Origin of the sequence: Rhodococcus sp. 14-1411-2a (assembly GCF_002259485.1) — a bacterium.
Classification (GTDB): Bacteria; Actinomycetota; Actinomycetes; order Mycobacteriales; family Mycobacteriaceae; genus Rhodococcoides.
The window spans coordinates 44,861-63,903 of record NZ_NPGA01000021.1; the positions used below are offsets into that span (position 1 = coordinate 44,861).

The window sequence follows — 19,043 nt, forward strand, 5'->3', positions numbered from 1 at the left end:
ATCCGGTGCGGGCGTCTGCGCCGAGGGCGTGTGCTCGTCCTCCGGCAGAGTGTCGGAGTACCCGGCATCGGCGGGCGACTCGGTCACGAAACGTGAGGGTGCGAACTCGGCCCGTCGATGACGGGGGCGATCGGTGAGCGCCGTCGGCCTGGTGCCGACGGGCATCGAGATCACGCCGCCGCGCGCCGGCGCTGCGCAGTCGTCGTCGATCGGATCGGGTGTGCGGTGTCGGGCCAAGATCACAATCCTTGGTGGCTACGAGGCCGAGGCCTCGCTCGAGATAACGAAATGGTGACGGTCAGGCCACAGGTTACTACTATCGAGCATAGTTTTTCCATCCCCTTCGACCCGGATTCGCTCATACCGCTGGTCACGGTCCTCGGAGGACATCCCGCGGGCTGCGGCGACCGGGCTGCGGCGACCCTGACCGAGAACGGGATTTTTCGGGTATCAGGGGTGATCGCGCCGAGAGGACAGGCCACCGAGCATGGTGTTGTACGCCTCGAGTTCGGTATCACCTTGATCGTCGATTCGGCGGTCTCGTTGTCGTGCCGCGTTCTCGTCGGCCGCCGACCACCGGACCGCGGCGAGAACCGCGGCAGCGAGCAACGGTAACTCGCCGATGCCCCACGCAAGAGTGCCGCCGCGCCGCTGGTCGGCCAGCAGGTCTGCGTTCCAATCCAGACGCAGTCCGCTGTAGAAGCTCGCTCCGAGCGCGGTCTCGAGATCGATCGTCACGACGAGGAAGAATGCGAACCCGGCCAACGCGGTGATACTCGCGAGCAACTTCGTCAGTCCCGGGATCGGTCTCGGTACCGGGTCTTCGCCGACCGTGCCCCAGAACATCACCATCCCGACGGTCAGGAACCAGCCCTTCATCACCATGTGTGCCACATGCGAGTCGGCGACGGTGTCGAACACTCCGCCGGGGTAGAGCAGGTAGAAGCTGCTCAGGAACACCGTGGTGCTGACCCACGGGTGGATCGCGATCCGGGCTGCTCGGCTGTGCCATGCAGCCCGGAGCCATTCGCGCGAGCCCGGTGCCTCGGCTGCCGGCGCGGTCGGCAGGACCGAGGCGACCAAGGTGGCCGGTCGGCCGAGGACCAACAGCAACGGCACGGCGATGGCGACCGCGGTCAGTCCCGCCATGTGCACGCTGAACATCGCCGGGCTGTAGAGCCCGACCCCGGACGAGGTCGCCACGAGCAGCACCGCAGTGCCCATCAACCAGCTCGCGGTCCACCGCCGCCGCCATGGCAGGCCTACCCGCCGACGACGCCGCACGGCCACCAGATACACAACAGCCGCGATCACGGCCGCGGACCCGAACACCAGGTCGAAACGCCACTCGAACGCCAACCGCGCAGCGGTGGGCGGGCCGTCCAACACGTAGCCCAAGGCTTCTTCGTGCGCCTGAGGTAGCGAGGCGTCCTGCGGCGGGGGCGGGGGAGTGCGACCGAGTGCGACCGCCAGGCCCACTGTGGTGACGAGAACGAGGGTCTCGATCATCGACAACGTGATCAGGGATCTGCGGTTCTCGGGATCGTGAGCCAGAGCGCCGACCGTTCGTCGTCGCTGTATCCACCCGAGGGTCCCCACGATCGCCAGGGCTGCGATCTTCGCCAGTATCAGAGCGCCGTACGTCGAATCCCACAGCGACGTCACGGGTACTCGCACGGCAGCGTTGACCACTCCGGAGACCGCCATGATCACGAACGCAACCAGAGCGAGCGTCGAGTAGCGGCGGGTCGCGACGGCAAGGTGTCCACCCCCGCGCAGCGCGTGAGCGAGAAGTGCGAGGAGTCCGCCTACCCACAGTGCGGCGGCGAGGATGTGCAGGATCAACGAGTTCGTCGCGATGTCGTGATTGCCGCCGGTCGAGGAGTGGCCGGTGACCGCGCGCGGGATCAACGCGAGCATCGACAGGGCGAACAAGGCGGGGGTCCATCGATGCCGCAACACCGCCGCGCATGCTGCGGCGGTGATCGCCGCGATCGCGGCGGTGATGGCCCATGCAGTGGAGGCCTCGACATCGCCGATCGCACCGAGGAACTGCACCGGTTGCGCCGCAACGGATCCGACAGGTTGACCCGACGCGTCCGAGAGCGTCAGCGGCACCAACGCCGCTGCGCACACCGCCCACACTGCGGAGGCCTTCGCCGCGGTGCGGACGGCGATGTACCCGTCGATGTCGAGCACACCCGACATTTGGGGAGGAACGAGGAACGCTGCGAGAAGCAACGACCCCACCGCCACGACCGCGGCTACCTCTCCGAGCGCGGTCAGCGCCGGAATACCGTAGGTCGTGATCGGTCCCGGATCGGGAAGCCCGAGCAGAATCAGCGCCTGCGACGTCGACAACGCCGCGAGCGCAGCGGCCACCACTGCCGCGATCGCGGCCCACAGCAGCATCACCTGCGAACCGGAGCGTCGATTCACCGGACCGCGGGTCGAGAGTGCGGCTTCGGTGGCCATGTCGTCGGTGGCCATGACGCGGCACCCCTTACGTGGATGATGTGTGGCGGGAAAACTGTCGGCCGGCAATATCGGCACGGCTGCGCGACCGAGTCGCGCAACCGAGATCGAACTACTACGAATCATAGTTCTGCGCCGACGCAGTGCGGCCGCGCGGGCAGCAGCTTCCAGCGAACACGACACTTGCATATATGCGCATATCGCAATATGTTGTGTTCCTGCTATCGAACCACGCCGAGAAGGGGTACCCACGATGGGACACGGACATGGCCACGGGATAGAGCCGGGATCGCCGGCGAGCGCATCCGGTAAGCACCTCGGGCGACTGTGGATCGCTGTCGGTCTCGGGGCGGTTACGTTGGTGACGCAGGTGGTAGTGGGTCTGTCCACCTCGTCGCTGGCGTTGTTGTCCGATTCCGCACACGTGTTCACCGACGTGTTCGGGGTCTTGATGGCGATCGTGGCGATCACACTCGCACAGCGGCAGTCTCGCAAGACCGGCCGCACGTTCGGACTGTATCGAGCCGAAGTGTTCGCGGCTCTGTTCAATGCAGTGCTGCTCTTCGGTGTCGCTGGGTGGATTCTCTACGAAGCCGCGCAACGCATCACGAACCCACCGGAGGTGCCCGGGATTCCGGTCATGTTGGTGGCACTGCTCGGTCTGGCCATGAACCTGATCGCGTTCCTCCTTCTGCGTAGTGGTGCGAAAGAGAGCCTCAATGTTCGGGGTGCGTATCTGGAGGTGATGGCGGACATGCTCGGCTCGATCGGAGTGCTCGTCAGCGGACTGGTCACCGTCGTGTTCGGGTGGCGGTACGCCGACCCGGTCATCGCGGTCGCCATCGGGTTGTTCGTTTTGCCGCGTGCATTCACTCTGGGGCGTCATGCCGTACGAATTCTGCTGCAACACGCTCCGTCGGGCATCGATGTCGCCGCCGTGGAAAAGGCCCTGACCGGTGTCGACGATGTCGAAGAGGTACACGATCTGCACATCTGGACACTGACGTCGGGGATGGAGGTCGCTTCGGCGCATCTGACGGTCGCCCCGGAGGCCGAGACACCCCGGGTGCTCGCTGCAGCGCAGCAGGTTCTCCGCGACGAGTTCGGTCTCGAGCACGCCACTGTGCAGGTCGAACCCCAGGAAGGCGAAGGCCGTTGCCGAGAGGTCAATTGGTAGGCAGGTCTCTGGTAGGCAGGTCTCGACCCGGTGCGAGATCGGCACGCCGTGCTGTCGTCGACACGGCAGCGATGTACCGGAACCGGCACCAGTCGGGTGGGGGCACAGAGTGGGTCCTCGATTGCCGCACATCGGCCCGGTCGACACCGTTCACCCCGAACCCGTCCACCTCGCATGTTCGGCCGCCCGGTGATGGATCAGTCGACTGTGAGGGTATCTACGGTTCTGGTCACGGCGCGGTTCGGCAGTGGCTCGGTAGCGGGGCTGCGCATGACCGCCCCGTCGGTGATCGAGAAGGCACTGTTGTGGCAGGGGCACTCGATCGTGCCGTTGCGGACTCGGTTCACTGTGCACCCTTGGTGAGAACAGATAGCCGAGAAGGCACGGAAGGTACCGGGTTCCGGTTGGGTGACGACGACCTGCCGGTCGGCGAGCACGATTCCACCGCCGACAGGAACATCGTTCACCGACAAGGTGATGGGACCGTCGGAAGCGGTGTCCTCACCGGACGGGGCTTCGCCGACGCTGCATCCGGCGGCAGCCAGGCACGCTGTAGCGCAGCTCGTAGCGAGAAAAATACGGCGCGGTAGCGCCGGGATGTTGTCGCTCATGCAGCAGGTTCCCCTCGGTGCGCCTCGGTGCGCCTCGGTGAGCGAGAGGCGACGATCGCTTGTCGGTGGTTGTGGTCGACTATGTTTCGAGCCGTTTCGGTGTCGATCACTCTCACTGTTCGAGCGAATCAGCATGATTGTCCTGTCGCGAATGTGTCTGCACTGCAGGGCATTCGATTCGAGCACCGAGGTATCTCATGCAAGTTCACGATTCGGCGCTGTCGGGCACTGCGGGCCGAGGGGTAATCTTTGTGGCCTCTCGCGTGAACAGTGCCGCCCCGATCATCAGCACCACCCCGCAGGTGATGTAGATGTCGGCGAGGTTGAATGTCGGCCACCAACCGGTGTGAAAGTAATCGGTGACCGCGCCGTCGAGGAGCCGGTCGAGGACATTCGAGAGTGCACCGGCGAGGACCAACGACAGCGCTGCCGTGGTGACCGGACCCGCGTGAGGCGCGGTACGCCACCCGTAGATCGCCAACCCGGTGGTGATCGACGCCGTCACGGCGACGACGACCCACACGGGCAGAGAATCACCCAGGCTGAACGCCATTCCGCGATTGAAGGCCAGTCGCAGCTCGAGTATCCGCAGCGGAATCGTCGAGCCGGGCAACGCCGCCTGCGCCCAGTAGTCGACCAGTAGAGCGGCAGCGACCAGAGCCAGGACAAGGGCGGTTGCGGCGGCGCGGAGCCGAGCGGTGGCGATGGGGGAGCGGGTCACTGGTCCTCGTTCTCGGGTGTACACCGTGCGTACGTCCGGGTGCACCGCAGACGGTGCAGGTGACCCCGGATTTGCCAACACTTGAAATACTATGCACCATAGTAGTTGATGAATACTGTCGATTTCTCCGCCACCCGATGCGTCGTGTCGCCGTGAGGGCGGCGGCACCCTCGTCATGAGGGCGATGCCCGATGCCGAACCCGGGCCCGGACCGTCCTGCGTCGACCGAGGTCGAGTGTGGCGGCTGTATCGGACAAGTCGAGGTGAAGGGCCCCGAACCTGGGCACGTCTGACCGCAGCGGCAACTTCGGGGCTGGCGATGTACGCCACGTTCCCGCCCATCGATCTGTGGTTTCTCGCTCCGGTAGCACTTGCAATGCTGCTGTTGGCTGTGCGCGGGCGAGGGGCGCGTGCGGGGGCCGGCTACGGCTTCGTTGCCGGCTCGGCGTTCTTCGTGCCTCTGTTGCCGTGGGTGGGGGAGTACGTCGGGTCGGTGCCGTGGCTGGCGCTGGCTGTCGTTCAGGCCCTCTTCGTGGCGATGTTCGGCGCGGTAGCGGATCGGATGTCGCGACTGCCGTGGGCGCCGGTCTGGGTGGCGAGCGCCTGGGTGGCGATCGAAGCTGCGCGCTCACGTGTCCCGTTCGGCGGATTCCCCTGGGGCCGCATCGCATTCGGTCAATCCGACGGGCCGCTGCTGCCTCTGGCTGCGTTGATCGGCGCGCCGGGGTTGTCGTTCGTCGTGGTGCTGATCGGGTCCGCTCTGGCCGGTGCCATCGCTTCCGATCGGTTCACCCGCAGAACTGCAGCAGCGTCGTGCATGGGTGCGGCCACTGTTGTAGGGGCGCTCACGGTGGTGGCTCCACTGTTCGCTCCGCCGCCGCAGGACACGGTCACCGTCGCCTTGGTGCAAGGCAACGTCCCGCGGCTCGGTCTCGACTTCAACGCCCAACGACGAGCAGTGCTCGACAACCACGTTCAGCGCACCATCGAGCTCGCCGACGACATCGACTCCGGCCGCGTACGCGTACCCGATCTGGTCATCTGGCCGGAGAACTCCTCCGACATCGATCCCCTGCGCAATCCCGATGCCGCGGCGGGTATCGATGCCGCAGCCCGCGCCGTCGGAGTGCCCATTCTCGTCGGCACGGTGCTACGCCAGGGCGACGGCACCACCACGAACACTTCGATCGTGTGGGATCCGGTCACCGGCCCAGGGCAGAGGCACGACAAACGTCGACTGGTGCCGTTCGGGGAGTACCTGCCGATGCGCACGATCGTCACCGCACTCTCTCCCTATGCCGCCCAAGCAGGACGCTTCGTTCCGGGTCAGGGCAACGGCGTCGTCGACCTCGCCGGAGTGCCCGTCGCGGTGGCCACCTGCTACGAGGTCGCCTTCGACGCATTGCTCACCGACTCCGTTCGCGCCGGTGCCCAGCTGATCGCAGTGCCGACCAACAACGCCACCTTCGGTCGGACGAACATGACCTATCAACAACTCGCCATGTCGCGGGTACGGGCGGTCGAACACGGGCGCAGCGTCGTCGTTTCGGCCACCAGCGGCGTCAGCGCCGTCATCGATGCACGCGGGGAGGTCGTCGAGCGCACGGAGCTGTTCACCCCCGCAGCTGTCGTCACCGAGGTGTCACTGAGCACCACGCTCACCCCGGCGACGATCACCGGCAGCGTTCCGGAATGGATTGCCGCTACCGGCGCTGTTGCGGCACTGGCGTTCTCGCTGCTGCGCCGACCACGCTCCACCACACCGAACCCGCAAACTACTATGTCGCGTAGTATTTAGATGGTGGTCGGTGAAGGGTGTGCGGAGATGACGATCGACGAACACCCCAGTGCGCACTCGCCGGGACTGGTGCGCAGAACGGTGGCGATGCTGCGCAACCGGTGGCGACAACTGACGTCGATGCGGACAGCGCTGGTGCTGCTGTTCCTCCTCGCCGCCGCAGCAATCCCCGGCGCATTGCTGCCGCAGCGCAATCTCAATACCCAGGCCGTCGATGCCTACATCGCCGCCCGCCCGGCTCTCGGGCCGGTGATGGACACACTGGAATTGTTCGACGTGTTCGCAAGTTCCTGGTTCACCGCGATCTACGTCCTGCTGTTCGTGTCTCTGATCGGCTGTCTGACTCCCCGGTTGATCGAGCACGGTAAAGCTCTTCGCGCACAACCTGTTCGAGTACCCCGAAATCTCACTCGACTACCGTTGCATCATTCGGGCACCCTCGCCGGCGACCCCGAGAAGGTGATCGCCGACATCGCGCCGCACTTGAAAGGGTGGCGTACCGTCGTGCGGCCCGAGCCCGATGGGGCACTGACCCTCTCGGCCGAGAAGGGCTACACCCGCGAGGCCGGAAACCTGCTCTTCCACTTCTCGCTGATCGGCCTGCTCGCCGCTATCGCCATCGGCAAACTGTTCGGCTACGAAGGCTCGGTCATCGTCATCGCCGACAACGGACCCGGTTTCTGCAACACCTCTCCCGCCGTCTACGACTCCTTCCGCGCCGGCAACAGCACCGACGGCACCGGCCTCGAGCCGTTCTGTATCCGGGTCAAGGACTTCACCGCCGACTACCTCGAGAACGGTCAGGCCGAGATGTTCACCTCGAACATCTCCTACCAGAGCGCCGACGACATCGCCGCCGACACCTGGCGCGACTATCAACTCAAAGTCAACGAACCCCTCCGGCTCGGCGACGAACGCATCTACCTCACCGGACACGGCTACGCCCCCGAATTCACCGTCACCTTCCCCGACGGCCAGACCCGCACCGAAGCCCTGCAGTTCCGCCCCGACGACGCCACCACGTTCCTCAGCAGCGGCGCGCTGCGATTCGACCCACCCGGGGGGACCTACGCCACCGCCGACGAACGCCGCCGAGGGCAGATCGCCATCGAAGGACTCTTCGCGCCCACCGCGCAATTCAACGGAAACCTGCTCTCCTCCCGCTTCCCGGAACTGGTCGATCCCGCTGTGGCAGTGGACATCTACAAAGGCGACACCGGTCTCGACACCGGCATCCCGCAGTCGATCTTCTCCCTGGACCAGGAGATGATCAACCAGGGACGGCTGGTCAAGCAGGACCGAGTCAACCTGCGGCCCGGAGAATCGACAACCCTCACCGACGGCACCGTCGTCCGGTTCGACGGGGCCAAGGAATTCGCGAACCTCCAGGTCGGATACGACCCCGCGCAGCGGTGGGTGCTCGTGTTCGCGGTCACGATGATGACCGGACTACTGATCTCCCTGGTGATCACCCGCCGTCGTGTCTGGTTTCGGATCCACCCTGCCGAACACGGCCGCGCGGGCGTGGACATGGGCGGACTGGCTCGCACCGATCACGCCGGCTGGGGACCCGAATTCGAGACCCTCCGGTCACAGATCTGGCCGCAGGCAACTTCGAGCGACTCCGAGACCCACGACAGAGAAACGGTGTAGCGCCATGCCGATCGACGACACCCTCGCCCGCTGGAGCGACATCAGCTTCGAGACCGCGTTCGTGGTCTATCTCCTCGCCGCGATGGCGTTCCTCGGCCAGCTCGCGACGACCCGTGCGGCGACACTGCACAACACGGAGCGACTGCGCACGCGAATAATCGCCGCGACGTCGACGACACCCGGTCGCATTCCCGACGCACCCCGGCGGGTTCCGTCCGAACGCCTGGGGCGCACAGGCCTCGGGCTGGTGATGGTGGCGCTGACGTTGCATGTCGGGTCGATCGTTCTTCGCGGGATCGCCGCCAGCAGGCCGCCGTGGGGCAACATGTACGAATTCGTCTCGGTCACCTGCGCGGCCGGTGTACTGGCTGCACTGGTGGTGCTGCGCTCCAAGCAACTGCGCACCCTGTGGTTGTTCGTCCTGGTACCGACATTGATCCTCCTGTTCGTCGCCGGCACCGTGCTGTACGCCAACGCAGCACCGGTGGTACCGGCACTGCAGTCGTACTGGCTGCCGGTGCACGTCTCCATCGTCTCGCTCGGCAGCGGGGTGTTCTTGATCTCCGGGGTTGCAAGCGCGCTGTTCCTGATCCGCATGAAGCATCCCGAGGCCTCGGGGAGCAGAATGAGCCGAATCGTCGCCCGTCTGCCCTCCGCGCAGACACTGGACATCGTGGCGTACAAGACCACGATCTTCGCATTTCCACTCTTCGGCGTCGGCGTCATCCTCGGTGCCATTTGGGCCGAAGCCGCATGGGGCCGATTCTGGGGCTGGGACCCGAAAGAAACGGTCTCCTTCATCACCTGGATCGTCTACGCCTCCTACCTACACGCCCGCGCCACCAGCGGATGGCGCAACACCCGCGCAGCATGGATCAACATCGCCGGATTCGTAGCGATGCTGTTCAACCTGTTCATCATCAACATGGTCGTCTCCGGCCTGCACTCCTACGCAGGCCTGAACTGATGACTCCCGCTACGTGCCCTCCAGCGCGTCCGCAAGGTCCTGCGGAATGGGCATCGGCGACATCAGTCCCGCCTCGACCCGGCCGGTGTTACCGGCCGGGTATCGCCCCGACCACGATCCTGGAGCAGCGACCACGATCCGAATCAACTGGCCCCAGGATTCGCGCCGATCATGTTCTACCGCCGCAGCTTTCAACATCGCGGCGTGGTTGCGAGCATGCAACCGTCAACAGGGCTGCGAGAGGATGTGTGCTCGTTCGAGGTGGTACCAGCGCACCTCTGTTGTCGATGCCCGTGCTGCTGCGGTCATGTCGATCCCGTAGAGCCTGCGTGCAGTCCGATCACCGCCCGCAGGTCTCTACCTCTGTCCGCGGAAGAGTTCGCCGTACGCGGGGGTCGATGTGCAGCAGGTACATCCATCCGAGCACACGGAGCTGCCATCGTCTGCTCCGATCGCCGACGGTGACGTTGCGGTGGTGGAGGCCAGTAGGTTCCCAGATGCGAGAGGTGCGGTGTTCCTCGGCGTCGGAGCCGGAGCGCAGCAGGCATCCTCGAAGGCCGCTGCGGGTGCGATCGTGACGTTGAGGGCACCGGACGCCGCGGGCGGGGGCACGAACCCGTCCAACGGTGTGGTGCGGGCAGCGCGAATCGCATTGGCTATGACCAGGACTTCGGCGAGTTCGTGGACGAGCACCACAGTCGCCAAACCGAGGACACCGGTGGCAGCCAGTGGGACGAGCACGCCGATGATGGCGATCGACAAGGCGATGTTCTCGATCATGATGCGCCGGGCGCGTCGAGCGTGGGCCAGCACCTGCGGTAGATGCCGGAGGTCTTCCCCCATGAGGGCAACATCGGCGGTCTCGATGGCAACGTCGGTTCCCATGGCGCCCATGGCGATACCGACATCTGCGGTCGCCAAGGCGGGAGCGTCGTTGATGCCGTCGCCGACCATGGCAATCTTGCGTCCGGCCGCGATGTCGGTCAGCAGGGCCGCTTTGTCCTCGGGCAGTAGTTCGGCGTGGACGGCGGTGATGCCCGCCTGGGTCGCCAGAGCCTGCGCAGTGAGCGCATTGTCGCCGGTGAGCATCGCAGTGTCGATACCGAGCGCGGTGAGTTGGCGGACAGCCTCGGCGGCCTCGGGCCGCAGTTCGTCGCGGACGGCGATCGCAGCGATCAGAACTCCGGCGCGTTCGACGAGAACGACTGTGGCACCGCCGCTCTGCAGACGAGCGACGTCGGCGCGGAACACCTCGGAGCTGGGGTGTGTGTCGAACCAGCTCGGTTTCCCGAGCCTGATCGCGGCACCGTCGAGGGTGCCGGTCAGGCCGTGCCCGGCGATGGCAGTGACATCATCGGCGGCCGCGACGGTCGATACGGAGGCCAGTACGGCGCGGGCGAGTGGATGCTCGCTGCGCGCTTCGAGCGCAGCAGCAACGGCCAGCGCGGCGTCGCGGCTGATTCCCGCAGCGGTGACGACGTCGACGACCTCCGGTCGTCCTGCGGTGAGGGTGCCGGTCTTGTCCAAGGCGACGACGCGAATGCGGCCCAGCTCTTCCACTGCTGCACCGCCTTTGATCAATGCCCCGTTGCGACTCGCAGCCCCGATCGCCGCCACCACCGACAGCGGCACCGAGATGGCCAACGCGCACGGTGATGCCGCGACCAGGACCACCAGTGCGCGTTCGAGCCACAACATGGGGTCACCGAGCACCGCACCGACGCCGGCGACGAGTACGGCGAGAATCATGATCGAGGGCACGAGCGGACGTGCGATACGGTCCGCCAGCCGTTGGCCGGCCCCTTTGCGGTCCTGGGCCTGTTCGACGATGCGGACGATGCGAGCAAGCGAACTCTCCGATGCCGGCGCGGTGACGGTGACCTCGATGGCCCCGCCGCCGTTGATGGCACCGGCATGCACCTCGTCACCGACACCGGCTTCGATGGGCACGGACTCGCCGGTGATCGCAGACACGTCCAGATTCGTCGAACCGCGAGCGATGGTGCCGTCCGTGGCAGCTCGCTCACCCGGCCGCAGCACCATGATGTCCCCGATCACGACATCGTCGGGGGACAGGGCCTGCTCGGTTCCACCGCGCAGGACAGATACCGTCGGCGGCACCAAGGACAGGAGTGCGCGCAGTCCGCGGCGGGTCTTGGTGACCGCGTATTCCTCGAGCCCCTCGGCGACGGAGAACAAGATACCGAGCATCGCGGCCTCGGGGATCTGGCCCAATGCGATGGCACCGAGCAGCGCGATCGTCATCAGCGTGCCGACACCGATGCGTCCGTGTCGCAGATTTCTCACCGTCGCGGGAACGAAGGTGACGGCGGCGATCGCGGCAGCGATCAGAGCGCCGACGGTCGCAACCGCATCGGCACCCGTTCGACCGAGCAACCACGATGCGCCCAGGATGATCGCGGCGGCCGAGGCGAGTTGCAGCTCGCGGACCTGCCACAACCTCGGGAGTGCATCGGTTGGAGCTGGACCTCCCGTGCCCGCACCGTCAGCAGTGGATTCGGTGGTCGGCGCTGCCGGGGTAGGTCCGCAGCACGCGTCAGCCATGATCGACCCCGGTGACTTCAGCGACGATCGAGGTGGTGGGCAGTACCTCGGTCAGTGTCGCGAGCAGTCGGGTGCCGCGGTCGGTGAGCGCATACATGACCAACTTTCCGTCTCTGTTCGATGTGACGGCGTCCGCGGCTTTGAGTTTGCGGAGATGGTGGGAGACCAGCTTCTGGCTCTGTCCCACGATCCACGCGATGTCGCAGCCACACATCTGCCCGCCGGCGTTCAACGCGAGCGCGATGGTCAGTCGGGTGGGGTCGCCGAATGCTCGGGCAGCGTCGGCGACCGGTTCGATATCGCCGAGCGCGGGCAGAGTAGCGCGCACCCTCTCGGCGTGAGGGAGGTCCATACACAACAGATCGCACGAGTCCAGAGGTTCCAAGGCCATGGGCACAATCTAACAATCATGCGATCGTTAGGGAAGGACCATTAGTCAACGTTCGCACGATTGTTAGTGTCATAGCGGGTCGAAACGCCCATATCGGGCCCATTGATCAGTCCGAACGAATCGAGAAGGTAGTTGTATGAGCCGAGCGTTGAAGATTTCCTTGTCCCTGGTGATCGTGTTCGCCGCCGCGTTGGCTGTATTTCTGGTGGTGGATCGATCGGGGTCTCCGGATGCTGCCGCCGCCGAGCAGGCCGCGACCGACCCTGCCTCGATTGCGGTGCGCGAGAACAGTCATCGGTTGAACTCGGTGCCCGACGGCCGGGTCACGTTCGTGGAGTTCCTCGACTTCGAGTGCGAGGCCTGCCGATCGGCCTACCCGGCGATCGAGCAATTGCGTGAAGAGTACGGCGACCGGGTGAGCTTCGTGGCCCGCTACTTTCCGATCGCCTCCCACTTCAATGCCGAACGAGCCGCACGCGCAGTCGAGGCCGCGGCCCAGCAGGGCGGATTCGAGGCGATGTATCAGCGCATGTACGAAACGCAGGCGCAGTGGGGCGAACAGCAGGTTCCGCAGGACGAGTTGTTCCGCAGCTTCGCCGTCGAGCAAGGGCTCGACATGAGCGCCTTCGATGCCGCCTACACCGACCCTGCGACGCTCGCGCGCATCGAGGCCGACGTCGCGGACGGGATCGCGCTCGGCGTGCAGGGCACCCCGACGTTCTTCCTCAACGGCACCAAGATCGAACCCACCACCTACGGAGACCTCGCCGATGCCCTCGACGCTGCACTCGGCTGACCCCGCAGCCGCTCTCACCCGACGCAGCGGACCGTTCGCCCGGGGCCTGCCCTGGCTGCTACTGGTGGGCGGCCTGATCGGCCTGACCGCCGCGTTCGTGCTCACAGTAGAGAAGTTCGCTCTGGCGCTCGATCCCGCCTACGCCCCGACCTGCAGCATCAACCCGGTACTCAACTGCGGATCGGTGATGGACACCCCGCAGGCGTCTGCGTTCGGATTTCCCAATTCCCTTCTCGGGATCGCAGGCTTCGCCGTCGTGGCGGCAGTGGGTGCCGCCCTTCTCGCCGGTGCGGTGTTCGCGCAGTGGTTCTGGGGTGCAATGCAGGTCGGTGTCACTGCTGCCGCAGTCTTCGTGCACTGGCTGATCGCGCAGAGCCTGTACGAGATCGGTGCCCTGTGCCCGTACTGCATGGCGGTGTGGGCGGTCACCGTACCGATCTTCTGGTACGTCACGCTGCGCAACCTCGACCGCGCCAGGTCGAAATCCGCTCTTGGGCAATGGTTTCGGCCATGGCTTGACTCGCTGATTCGCAATCACTCGATTCCACTGACCGTGTGGTTTCTCGTCCTCATCGCCCTGATCGCGCAGCGTTTCTGGTCGTACTGGTCCACGCTCCTATGATCCGCGACGTACCGTTCGCCCCTCTGCCGCTCTCTCGAGAAAGAAGGTCACGGCGATGACGCGCGGCTGGTCGATCGTCATGCTCGTCGTTGTCGTTGCATCGATCGTTGCACTGTGGCCCCGCTCCGGTGGCGTCGAGGGCGGCCCGTCCGAGGCCATCGCCAACAATGTCGCGCCGGTCGGACCCGAACCCACACTGTCCCGCCCGCCGGATGACGCGGCACGAGCAACAGCGCTACCGCTGTGTCCGCCGCCGGTACCGCGCGAAGGCGGTCCGCTGGCAGGAGTGATAGCGCGCTGCATCGGCAGCGCCGACGATGTCGATCTCGCCGACGTTCTCGGAAGCGAGGTGACGCTGATCAACCTGTGGGCATCCTGGTGCGGCCCGTGCCGCACCGAGATGCCCGTACTCGATGCCTACACCGCAGAACCCGACGCGATCCCAGTCATCGGAATCGACGTCGAGGACCGGCCCGCGGACGCGGCCGCGCTGCTCACGCAACTGGGCGTCCGCTATCCGAACTACATCGACGGCGGCAGCGTCCTGGACGCGCTCTCGGCACCGCCGGTCCTTCCCCTGAGCTTTCTCCTCCGCCCGGACGGAACGGTCGAGCGCGTCACCGACCCGACGGTGTTCGAGACGACAGACCAGATCCGCACTGCAGTAAAGGATTTCACCTCATGACACGCTTCCCACCAGTGTGGGTCGGTGCGCGCCGTCAGGGCAGCACGCCCACCGCGGCAATTGGATCGATTCTTGCCCTCGTACTACTGATCTCCGGATGCTCCGACGGCGCACAGGCTGCGCCCCCGGGAGGCAGCTTCGACTTCGTCGCCCCCGGCGGTCGAACCGACATCGTCTACGATCCCCCCGAAACACGCGGAACCATAGGCGAACTCGCCGGCCCCGATCTGATGGAGGAAGGCAAGACGACCGCTCTGTCGGACTACGACGGCAAGGTCGTCGTGATCAATCTCTGGGGCCAGTGGTGCGGCCCCTGCCGCGGCGAAGCCGACGACCTCGAAGAGGTCTACGAGACCACCCGCGAGCGTGGCGTGCAATTCCTCGGCCTCAACGTCAGAGATCCACAGAAGGACAAAGCGCAGGACTTCGTCGTCGACAACGACGTCTCCTACCCCTCGATCTACGACCCCTCGATGCGGACCCTGATCGCCCTCGGCGGAAACTACCCGACCAGCGTGATCCCCTCGACGCTGGTACTCGACCGTTCACACCGCGTGGCCGCGGTCTTCATGCGCGCCCTGCTCACCGACGACCTCCTTCCCGTCGTCGAACGGATAGCCGCGGAATGACGACTCTTCTCGCCCAAGACATCGGGTCGGCCTTCCAGAACGCGGCATCGAGCGGGCCCCTACTGCTCGCGATCGCGGCATGCATGCTCGCCGGGCTGGTCTCGTTCGCCTCCCCGTGCGTGGTGCCGCTGGTGCCGGGATACCTGTCCTACCTGGCAGGAATCGCCGGTGCCGACGCCCAATCAGCCGATACCCGATCGCCCCGCACCTCGACCACCGGCACCTCGACCACCGACACGTCGTCGCCGGAGCTGGCGAATCGCTGGCGTGTGGCCGGCGCAGCGTCGTTGTTCGTCGCCGGATTCACGATCGTCTTCGTCCTCGCCACAGCCTCGATCTTCGGAGTCATCGGCACCTTGCGCATCAACGAGCAAGTACTTCAACGAGTCGGCGGCGTCATCACGATCATCATGGGTGCAGCGTTCATCGGATTGATACCCGTTCTGCAACGCGACACCCGATACGCACCTCAGCAGATCTCGTCCCTCGCCGGAGCGCCGCTGCTCGGCGGTGTGTTCGCGCTCGGCTGGACACCGTGTCTGGGCCCCACCCTCGCCGGCGTTCTGTCTGTCGCGGCAGGAACCGAAGGTGCAACCGCAGCCCGCGGGGTCACTCTCATCGTCGCGTACTGCATGGGACTCGGCCTACCGTTCGTCGTCCTCGCGTTCGGCTCGAGTTCGGCGATGCGAGGTGTGGGGTGGCTTCGAAGGAACTCACAGAAGATCAAGATCGCGGGCGGTGTCATCATGATCGCCGTCGGCATCGCGCTGCTGACCGGAGTGTGGGGGTTGTTCATCGCCTGGATCCGCAACGAATTCGTCAGTGCAGTGGTCCTGCCCATCTGATCGAGATGTCGCCAAACCACCCCGCCGCATTGCATTGTTCGGGTAGCCGAACTATATTTTCAGGGTCCTGACATACTGTTGGTGCCGGAGGGTGTGGTCATGTCTGTGCTGCAGCGCCGATCGTCTCGGCCGCCCTCGAGGTTTCGGTCGGGCCTCGTTCTGCTCGGACCCGCTTTCGTCGCAGCGATCGCCTACGTCGACCCCGGCAACGTCGCCTCCAACGTCAGCGCCGGTGCGCAGTTCGGATACCTGCTGGTCTGGGTGATCGTTGCCGCGAACGTGATGGCCGGTCTCGTCCAGTTCCTCTCCGCCAAACTCGGCATCGTCACCGGAATGACACTGCCCGAAGTAGTCCGCGAGAAGTCGAGCAGGACTGTGCGACTGGCATATTGGGGGCAAGCAGAGGTGGTCGCCATGGCGACCGACCTCGCCGAAATCGTCGGCGGTGCGATCGCCCTCTACCTGCTCTTCGACCTGCCGCTCCTGATCGGCGGCCTCATCACCGGGGCCGTATCGATGATCTTGCTGATGGTCCAGGATCGCCGGGGCCAACGGCCCTTCGAGTTCGTGATTCTCGGGCTACTCGGTGTCATCGCCGTCGGATTTCTTGCCAGCGTCGTCGTGGAACCGCCATCGTTCACCGAGGCCGCCGCCGGTCTCATTCCGCGGTTCGACGGCGCGGAAAGTGTGTTGATCGCCGCCGCGATGCTCGGTGCGACGATCATGCCGCACGCGGTGTACCTGCACTCCGGTCTAGCACGTGACAGGCACGGACACCCCGAGGCAGGGCCCGTCCGTCAGCGGTTGTTGCGGATCACCCGGATCGATGTCGGGTTGGCGATGCTGCTGGCCGGGGCAGTGAACATGTCGATGCTGCTGTTGGCGGCCTCGACGCTGGGGGGCCGCGAGGGCGTCGATTCCATCGACGGAGCTCACGCAGCAGTGGGTGACACTCTGGGGCCGGTGGTAGCACTGCTGTTCGCGGTGGGCCTGCTGGCCTCGGGCCTTGCATCGACATCGGTCGGGGCGTACGCGGGGGCGATGATCATGGACGGGCTACTACGTAAGCGCATTCCGATTCTGGTGCGACGACTGGTGACACTTGTTCCCGCACTGGCAATTCTGGCAGCAGGAGTCGACCCCAGTCGGGCACTGGTCGTCTCGCAGGTCGTGCTGTCGTTCGGTATCCCATTCGCGTTGATTCCCTTGGTGCGGTTCACCTCGGACCGCATCCTGATGGGCGGCGATGTCAATCACCGGATCACGGCATACGCGGCATGGCTCATCGCGGGAATCGTCGTCGCACTCAACATTGCACTGATCTATCTGACCGTGGTCTGACTGCACCAAAACCGGGATCGCATCAGTCCTCGGTGTCGGCAGAGTCACCCTCTACCGACACCTCGCCGCCCTTCAGCAGTCAGCGGGGGAGAGGCCGCGTACCTTTCTTCCACACCAACGGGCCACAGTGCCACTGCGGCAGCGAGAGTCGAGCACTCCTGCCTCAATTTTTGCAGGATTCTGTGGATCTAAGTCACACGCTCTGAGCCCAACGGCGTCCTCGAGCGCTTCGACGGCACCGCACCACCACACCTGCTCTATCTCTGAAGCCAGGACGAAGTACGGCGCGACCCGAAACTGTTGCAACAGAACAGCTCTGTCAGTGCCCAATTGTCATACTCGCCGTCATACGGATAGAACCGTCGGTGGACCACCACTACCCGCCGAAATCGCCGAGCAGGCGGTGCAATCGTCCTCACCGCCCTGCAAACAATCGACCACGCTCGCAGTGAGCCAGCCGATGGGGGTCGATCAAGCGCCGCCGGTAGGCCGGTCCACTGACTCCAATACGTCCGCGAGCATCGGAACGTCCCAGTCGCGATCGTCGAGATCCGCGATAGCCCTCGCCGTCAGATCGTTGAATGCTGTCCCCCTTCCAAGCAATACGGGGAGGGGGTATGGTCCGAGTCGTCGCTAGGTACCCCCTGGGGGTATTATTCAGGATGAAGGAGTACCTCATGATCACCACGAATTACCGAGTCACCGGCATGACCTGCGGACACTGCGAGGCGTCGGTCCGGGAAGAAGTCGGTGCTGTGGCCGGGGTCGACACGGTCGAAGCATCGGCGTCGGCGGGGACGCTGACGGTGACGAGCGCCGACGAGCCCGACCACGCCCAGGTCGTCGCTGCCGTTCGCGATGCCGGCTACACAGCCGAACCGCAACCCGCAGATTCACGCACCGCGTAGCCGCTGAACTCGGCGGAGAGAAGGATTTACCGCGATGAACAACCACACACATGCCGATGTCGGCGTGGCCGAGACAGCGGGCACACAGTCGGGCCACGACCCGTCTGGACACAGCGCAGCCCACACCGGACACGGCGAGCAGACTGAACACGAAGGCCATACCGGGCACGGTGGCCATGCCGGTCACGGCGATCACGTCGGCATGTTCCGTCGCCTGTTCTGGGTCATGCTGGTCCTCGCCGTTCCGGTGATCGTTGCCTCGAACATGTTCGCGATGCTCCTCGGATACTCGCTGCCCGACGCAGCGTGGATCGCCTGGGTCTCCCCGGTGCTGGGCACCGTGATGTATGCCTGGGGCGGTTCCCCGTTCCTCACCGGCGCGGTGAGTGAAATCCGTTCACGTGCACCGGGAATGATGCTGCTCATCGCCCTCGCGATCACCGTCGCATTCGTCGCGTCGATGGGAGCGAGCCTGGGCCTGCTCGATCATCAGCTCGACTTCTGGTGGGAACTGGCGCTGCTGATCGTGATCATGTTGCTCGGGCACTGGATCGAGATGAGATCCCTCGCGCAGACCACCTCCGCTCTGGACTCGTTGGCGGCGTTGCTCCCGGATGTCGCCGAACGCGTCGACGGCGACGATGTGGTGCCGGTGTCCCCGGCCGAGCTGGAGCTCGGTGATGTCGTTGTCGTCCGCCCCGGCGGCCGAGTACCGGCGGACGGCACCATCGTCTCCGGATCGGCGAGCATGGACGAATCGATGATCACCGGCGAATCACGCACCGTCCGCCGCAGCGACGGCGACCAAGTTGTCGCCGGCACGGTAGCCACCGACTCCGGTCTGCGCGTCCAGGTCACC

The 19,043-nt window shown here is 65.4% G+C and carries 17 protein-coding genes and 1 pseudogene; 12 read left to right on the forward strand and 6 right to left on the reverse strand.

The genetic code is table 11. The features are described 5' to 3' along the window. Positions 1–450: 450 nt before the first annotated feature. A complete protein-coding gene (locus CH291_RS25475; RefSeq protein ID WP_094688968.1) occupies positions 451–2,490 on the reverse strand; it encodes a cytochrome c oxidase assembly protein in 2,040 nt (679 codons plus the stop codon). 238 nt (positions 2,491–2,728) lie between these two features. On the opposite strand from CH291_RS25475, the gene CH291_RS25480 reads away from it, so the two are divergent. Beyond that, a complete protein-coding gene (locus CH291_RS25480) occupies positions 2,729–3,652 on the forward strand; it encodes a cation diffusion facilitator family transporter (protein WP_032370892.1) in 924 nt (307 codons plus the stop codon). A gap of 197 nt (positions 3,653–3,849) precedes the next feature. On the opposite strand, the gene CH291_RS25485 is transcribed toward CH291_RS25480, so the two are convergent. Continuing rightward, the gene (locus CH291_RS25485) at positions 3,850–4,263 is read right to left on the reverse strand and encodes a Rieske (2Fe-2S) protein (protein WP_032370893.1); all 414 of its coding nucleotides are present in this window, start codon (positions 4,261–4,263) and stop codon (positions 3,850–3,852) included. A 205-nt stretch (positions 4,264–4,468) separates the two neighbouring features. Then, positions 4,469–4,984 carry a signal peptidase II gene (gene lspA / locus CH291_RS25490; protein ID WP_052053813.1) on the reverse strand — a complete coding sequence of 172 codons (516 nt, stop codon included), beginning with the start codon at positions 4,982–4,984 and terminating at the stop codon, positions 4,469–4,471. Positions 4,985–5,303: 319 nt separating this feature from the next. On the opposite strand from lspA, the gene lnt reads away from it, so the two are divergent. The 3 genes from lnt to ccsB are packed head-to-tail and all read left to right on the forward strand — an operon-like array spanning position 5,304 to position 9,402. Next, entirely contained in the window at positions 5,304–6,782 is a 1,479-nt protein-coding gene (lnt, locus tag CH291_RS25495; RefSeq protein WP_094721993.1) for an apolipoprotein N-acyltransferase, read from the forward strand. A 27-nt stretch (positions 6,783–6,809) separates the two neighbouring features. Continuing rightward, on the forward strand, positions 6,810–8,435 hold the full coding sequence (gene resB, locus CH291_RS25500; RefSeq protein WP_032371004.1) for a cytochrome c biogenesis protein ResB: 1,626 nt from the start codon (positions 6,810–6,812) through the stop codon (positions 8,433–8,435). A 4-nt stretch (positions 8,436–8,439) separates the two neighbouring features. Then, the gene (gene ccsB, locus CH291_RS25505; RefSeq protein WP_032370894.1) at positions 8,440–9,402 is read left to right on the forward strand and encodes a c-type cytochrome biogenesis protein CcsB; all 963 of its coding nucleotides are present in this window, start codon (positions 8,440–8,442) and stop codon (positions 9,400–9,402) included. Positions 9,403–9,411: 9 nt separating this feature from the next. Here the strand turns inward: ccsB and CH291_RS25510 are convergent. The 3 genes and pseudogenes from CH291_RS25510 to CH291_RS25520 all read right to left on the reverse strand — a co-directional run bounded on the left by CH291_RS25510 (position 9,412) and on the right by CH291_RS25520 (position 12,358). Then, positions 9,412–9,711: pseudogene (locus CH291_RS25510) on the reverse strand (DUF3703 domain-containing protein). Between the two features lie 48 nt (positions 9,712–9,759). Continuing rightward, a complete protein-coding gene (locus CH291_RS25515; RefSeq protein ID WP_032370895.1) occupies positions 9,760–11,967 on the reverse strand; it encodes a heavy metal translocating P-type ATPase in 2,208 nt (735 codons plus the stop codon). Next, complete coding sequence (locus tag CH291_RS25520) at positions 11,960–12,358, reverse strand: ArsR/SmtB family transcription factor (RefSeq protein ID WP_032370896.1); 399 nt, start codon at positions 12,356–12,358, stop codon at positions 11,960–11,962. Before CH291_RS25520 ends, CH291_RS25515 begins: the two co-directional genes overlap by 8 nt. 136 nt (positions 12,359–12,494) lie before the next feature. On the opposite strand from CH291_RS25520, the gene CH291_RS25525 reads away from it, so the two are divergent. The 8 genes from CH291_RS25525 to CH291_RS25560 all read left to right on the forward strand — a co-directional run. After that, complete coding sequence (locus CH291_RS25525) at positions 12,495–13,154, forward strand: DsbA family protein (protein ID WP_032370897.1); 660 nt, start codon at positions 12,495–12,497, stop codon at positions 13,152–13,154. Next, the gene (locus tag CH291_RS25530) at positions 13,129–13,776 is read left to right on the forward strand and encodes a vitamin K epoxide reductase family protein (protein ID WP_032370898.1); all 648 of its coding nucleotides are present in this window, start codon (positions 13,129–13,131) and stop codon (positions 13,774–13,776) included. Before CH291_RS25525 ends, CH291_RS25530 begins: the two co-directional genes overlap by 26 nt. A 55-nt stretch (positions 13,777–13,831) precedes the next feature. Continuing rightward, positions 13,832–14,461 (forward strand): TlpA family protein disulfide reductase, encoded by a 630-nt coding sequence (locus tag CH291_RS25535; RefSeq protein WP_032370899.1) that lies wholly within the window; start codon positions 13,832–13,834, stop codon positions 14,459–14,461. Then, positions 14,458–15,090, forward strand: a complete 633-nt coding sequence (locus CH291_RS25540) for a TlpA disulfide reductase family protein (RefSeq protein ID WP_080729299.1) — start codon at positions 14,458–14,460, stop codon at positions 15,088–15,090. Before CH291_RS25535 ends, CH291_RS25540 begins: the two co-directional genes overlap by 4 nt. Further along, a complete protein-coding gene (locus CH291_RS25545) occupies positions 15,087–15,935 on the forward strand; it encodes a cytochrome c biogenesis CcdA family protein (RefSeq protein ID WP_032370900.1) in 849 nt (282 codons plus the stop codon). Before CH291_RS25540 ends, CH291_RS25545 begins: the two co-directional genes overlap by 4 nt. A 99-nt stretch (positions 15,936–16,034) precedes the next feature. Then, a complete protein-coding gene (locus CH291_RS25550; RefSeq protein ID WP_032371006.1) occupies positions 16,035–17,276 on the forward strand; it encodes an Nramp family divalent metal transporter in 1,242 nt (413 codons plus the stop codon). Positions 17,277–17,953: 677 nt separating this feature from the next. Beyond that, a complete protein-coding gene (locus CH291_RS25555) occupies positions 17,954–18,184 on the forward strand; it encodes a heavy-metal-associated domain-containing protein (RefSeq protein ID WP_032364250.1) in 231 nt (76 codons plus the stop codon). Positions 18,185–18,218: 34 nt separating this feature from the next. Next, positions 18,219–19,043, forward strand: an 825-nt coding sequence (locus tag CH291_RS25560) for a P-type ATPase (protein WP_441347069.1), incomplete at its 3' end; no start/stop codon positions are given.

Excerpts from the sequence above, each read along its gene's own strand:
- CH291_RS25475 (WP_094688968.1), bottom strand. The coding sequence starts at position 2,490 with ATGGCCACCGACGACATGGCCACCGAAGCCGCACTCTCGACCCGCGGT.
- CH291_RS25480 (WP_032370892.1), top strand. The coding sequence starts at position 2,729 with ATGGGACACGGACATGGCCACGGGATAGAGCCGGGATCGCCGGCGAGC.
- CH291_RS25485 (WP_032370893.1), bottom strand. The coding sequence starts at position 4,263 with ATGAGCGACAACATCCCGGCGCTACCGCGCCGTATTTTTCTCGCTACG.
- lnt (WP_094721993.1), top strand. The coding sequence starts at position 5,304 with ATGTACGCCACGTTCCCGCCCATCGATCTGTGGTTTCTCGCTCCGGTA.
- resB (WP_032371004.1), top strand. The coding sequence starts at position 6,810 with ATGACGATCGACGAACACCCCAGTGCGCACTCGCCGGGACTGGTGCGC.
- ccsB (WP_032370894.1), top strand. The coding sequence starts at position 8,440 with ATGCCGATCGACGACACCCTCGCCCGCTGGAGCGACATCAGCTTCGAG.
- CH291_RS25515 (WP_032370895.1), bottom strand. The coding sequence starts at position 11,967 with ATGGCTGACGCGTGCTGCGGACCTACCCCGGCAGCGCCGACCACCGAA.
- CH291_RS25520 (WP_032370896.1), bottom strand. The coding sequence starts at position 12,358 with ATGGCCTTGGAACCTCTGGACTCGTGCGATCTGTTGTGTATGGACCTC.
- CH291_RS25525 (WP_032370897.1), top strand. The coding sequence starts at position 12,495 with ATGAGCCGAGCGTTGAAGATTTCCTTGTCCCTGGTGATCGTGTTCGCC.
- CH291_RS25530 (WP_032370898.1), top strand. The coding sequence starts at position 13,129 with ATGCCCTCGACGCTGCACTCGGCTGACCCCGCAGCCGCTCTCACCCGA.
- CH291_RS25535 (WP_032370899.1), top strand. The coding sequence starts at position 13,832 with ATGACGCGCGGCTGGTCGATCGTCATGCTCGTCGTTGTCGTTGCATCG.
- CH291_RS25540 (WP_080729299.1), top strand. The coding sequence starts at position 14,458 with ATGACACGCTTCCCACCAGTGTGGGTCGGTGCGCGCCGTCAGGGCAGC.
- CH291_RS25545 (WP_032370900.1), top strand. The coding sequence starts at position 15,087 with ATGACGACTCTTCTCGCCCAAGACATCGGGTCGGCCTTCCAGAACGCG.
- CH291_RS25550 (WP_032371006.1), top strand. The coding sequence starts at position 16,035 with ATGTCTGTGCTGCAGCGCCGATCGTCTCGGCCGCCCTCGAGGTTTCGG.
- CH291_RS25555 (WP_032364250.1), top strand. The coding sequence starts at position 17,954 with ATGATCACCACGAATTACCGAGTCACCGGCATGACCTGCGGACACTGC.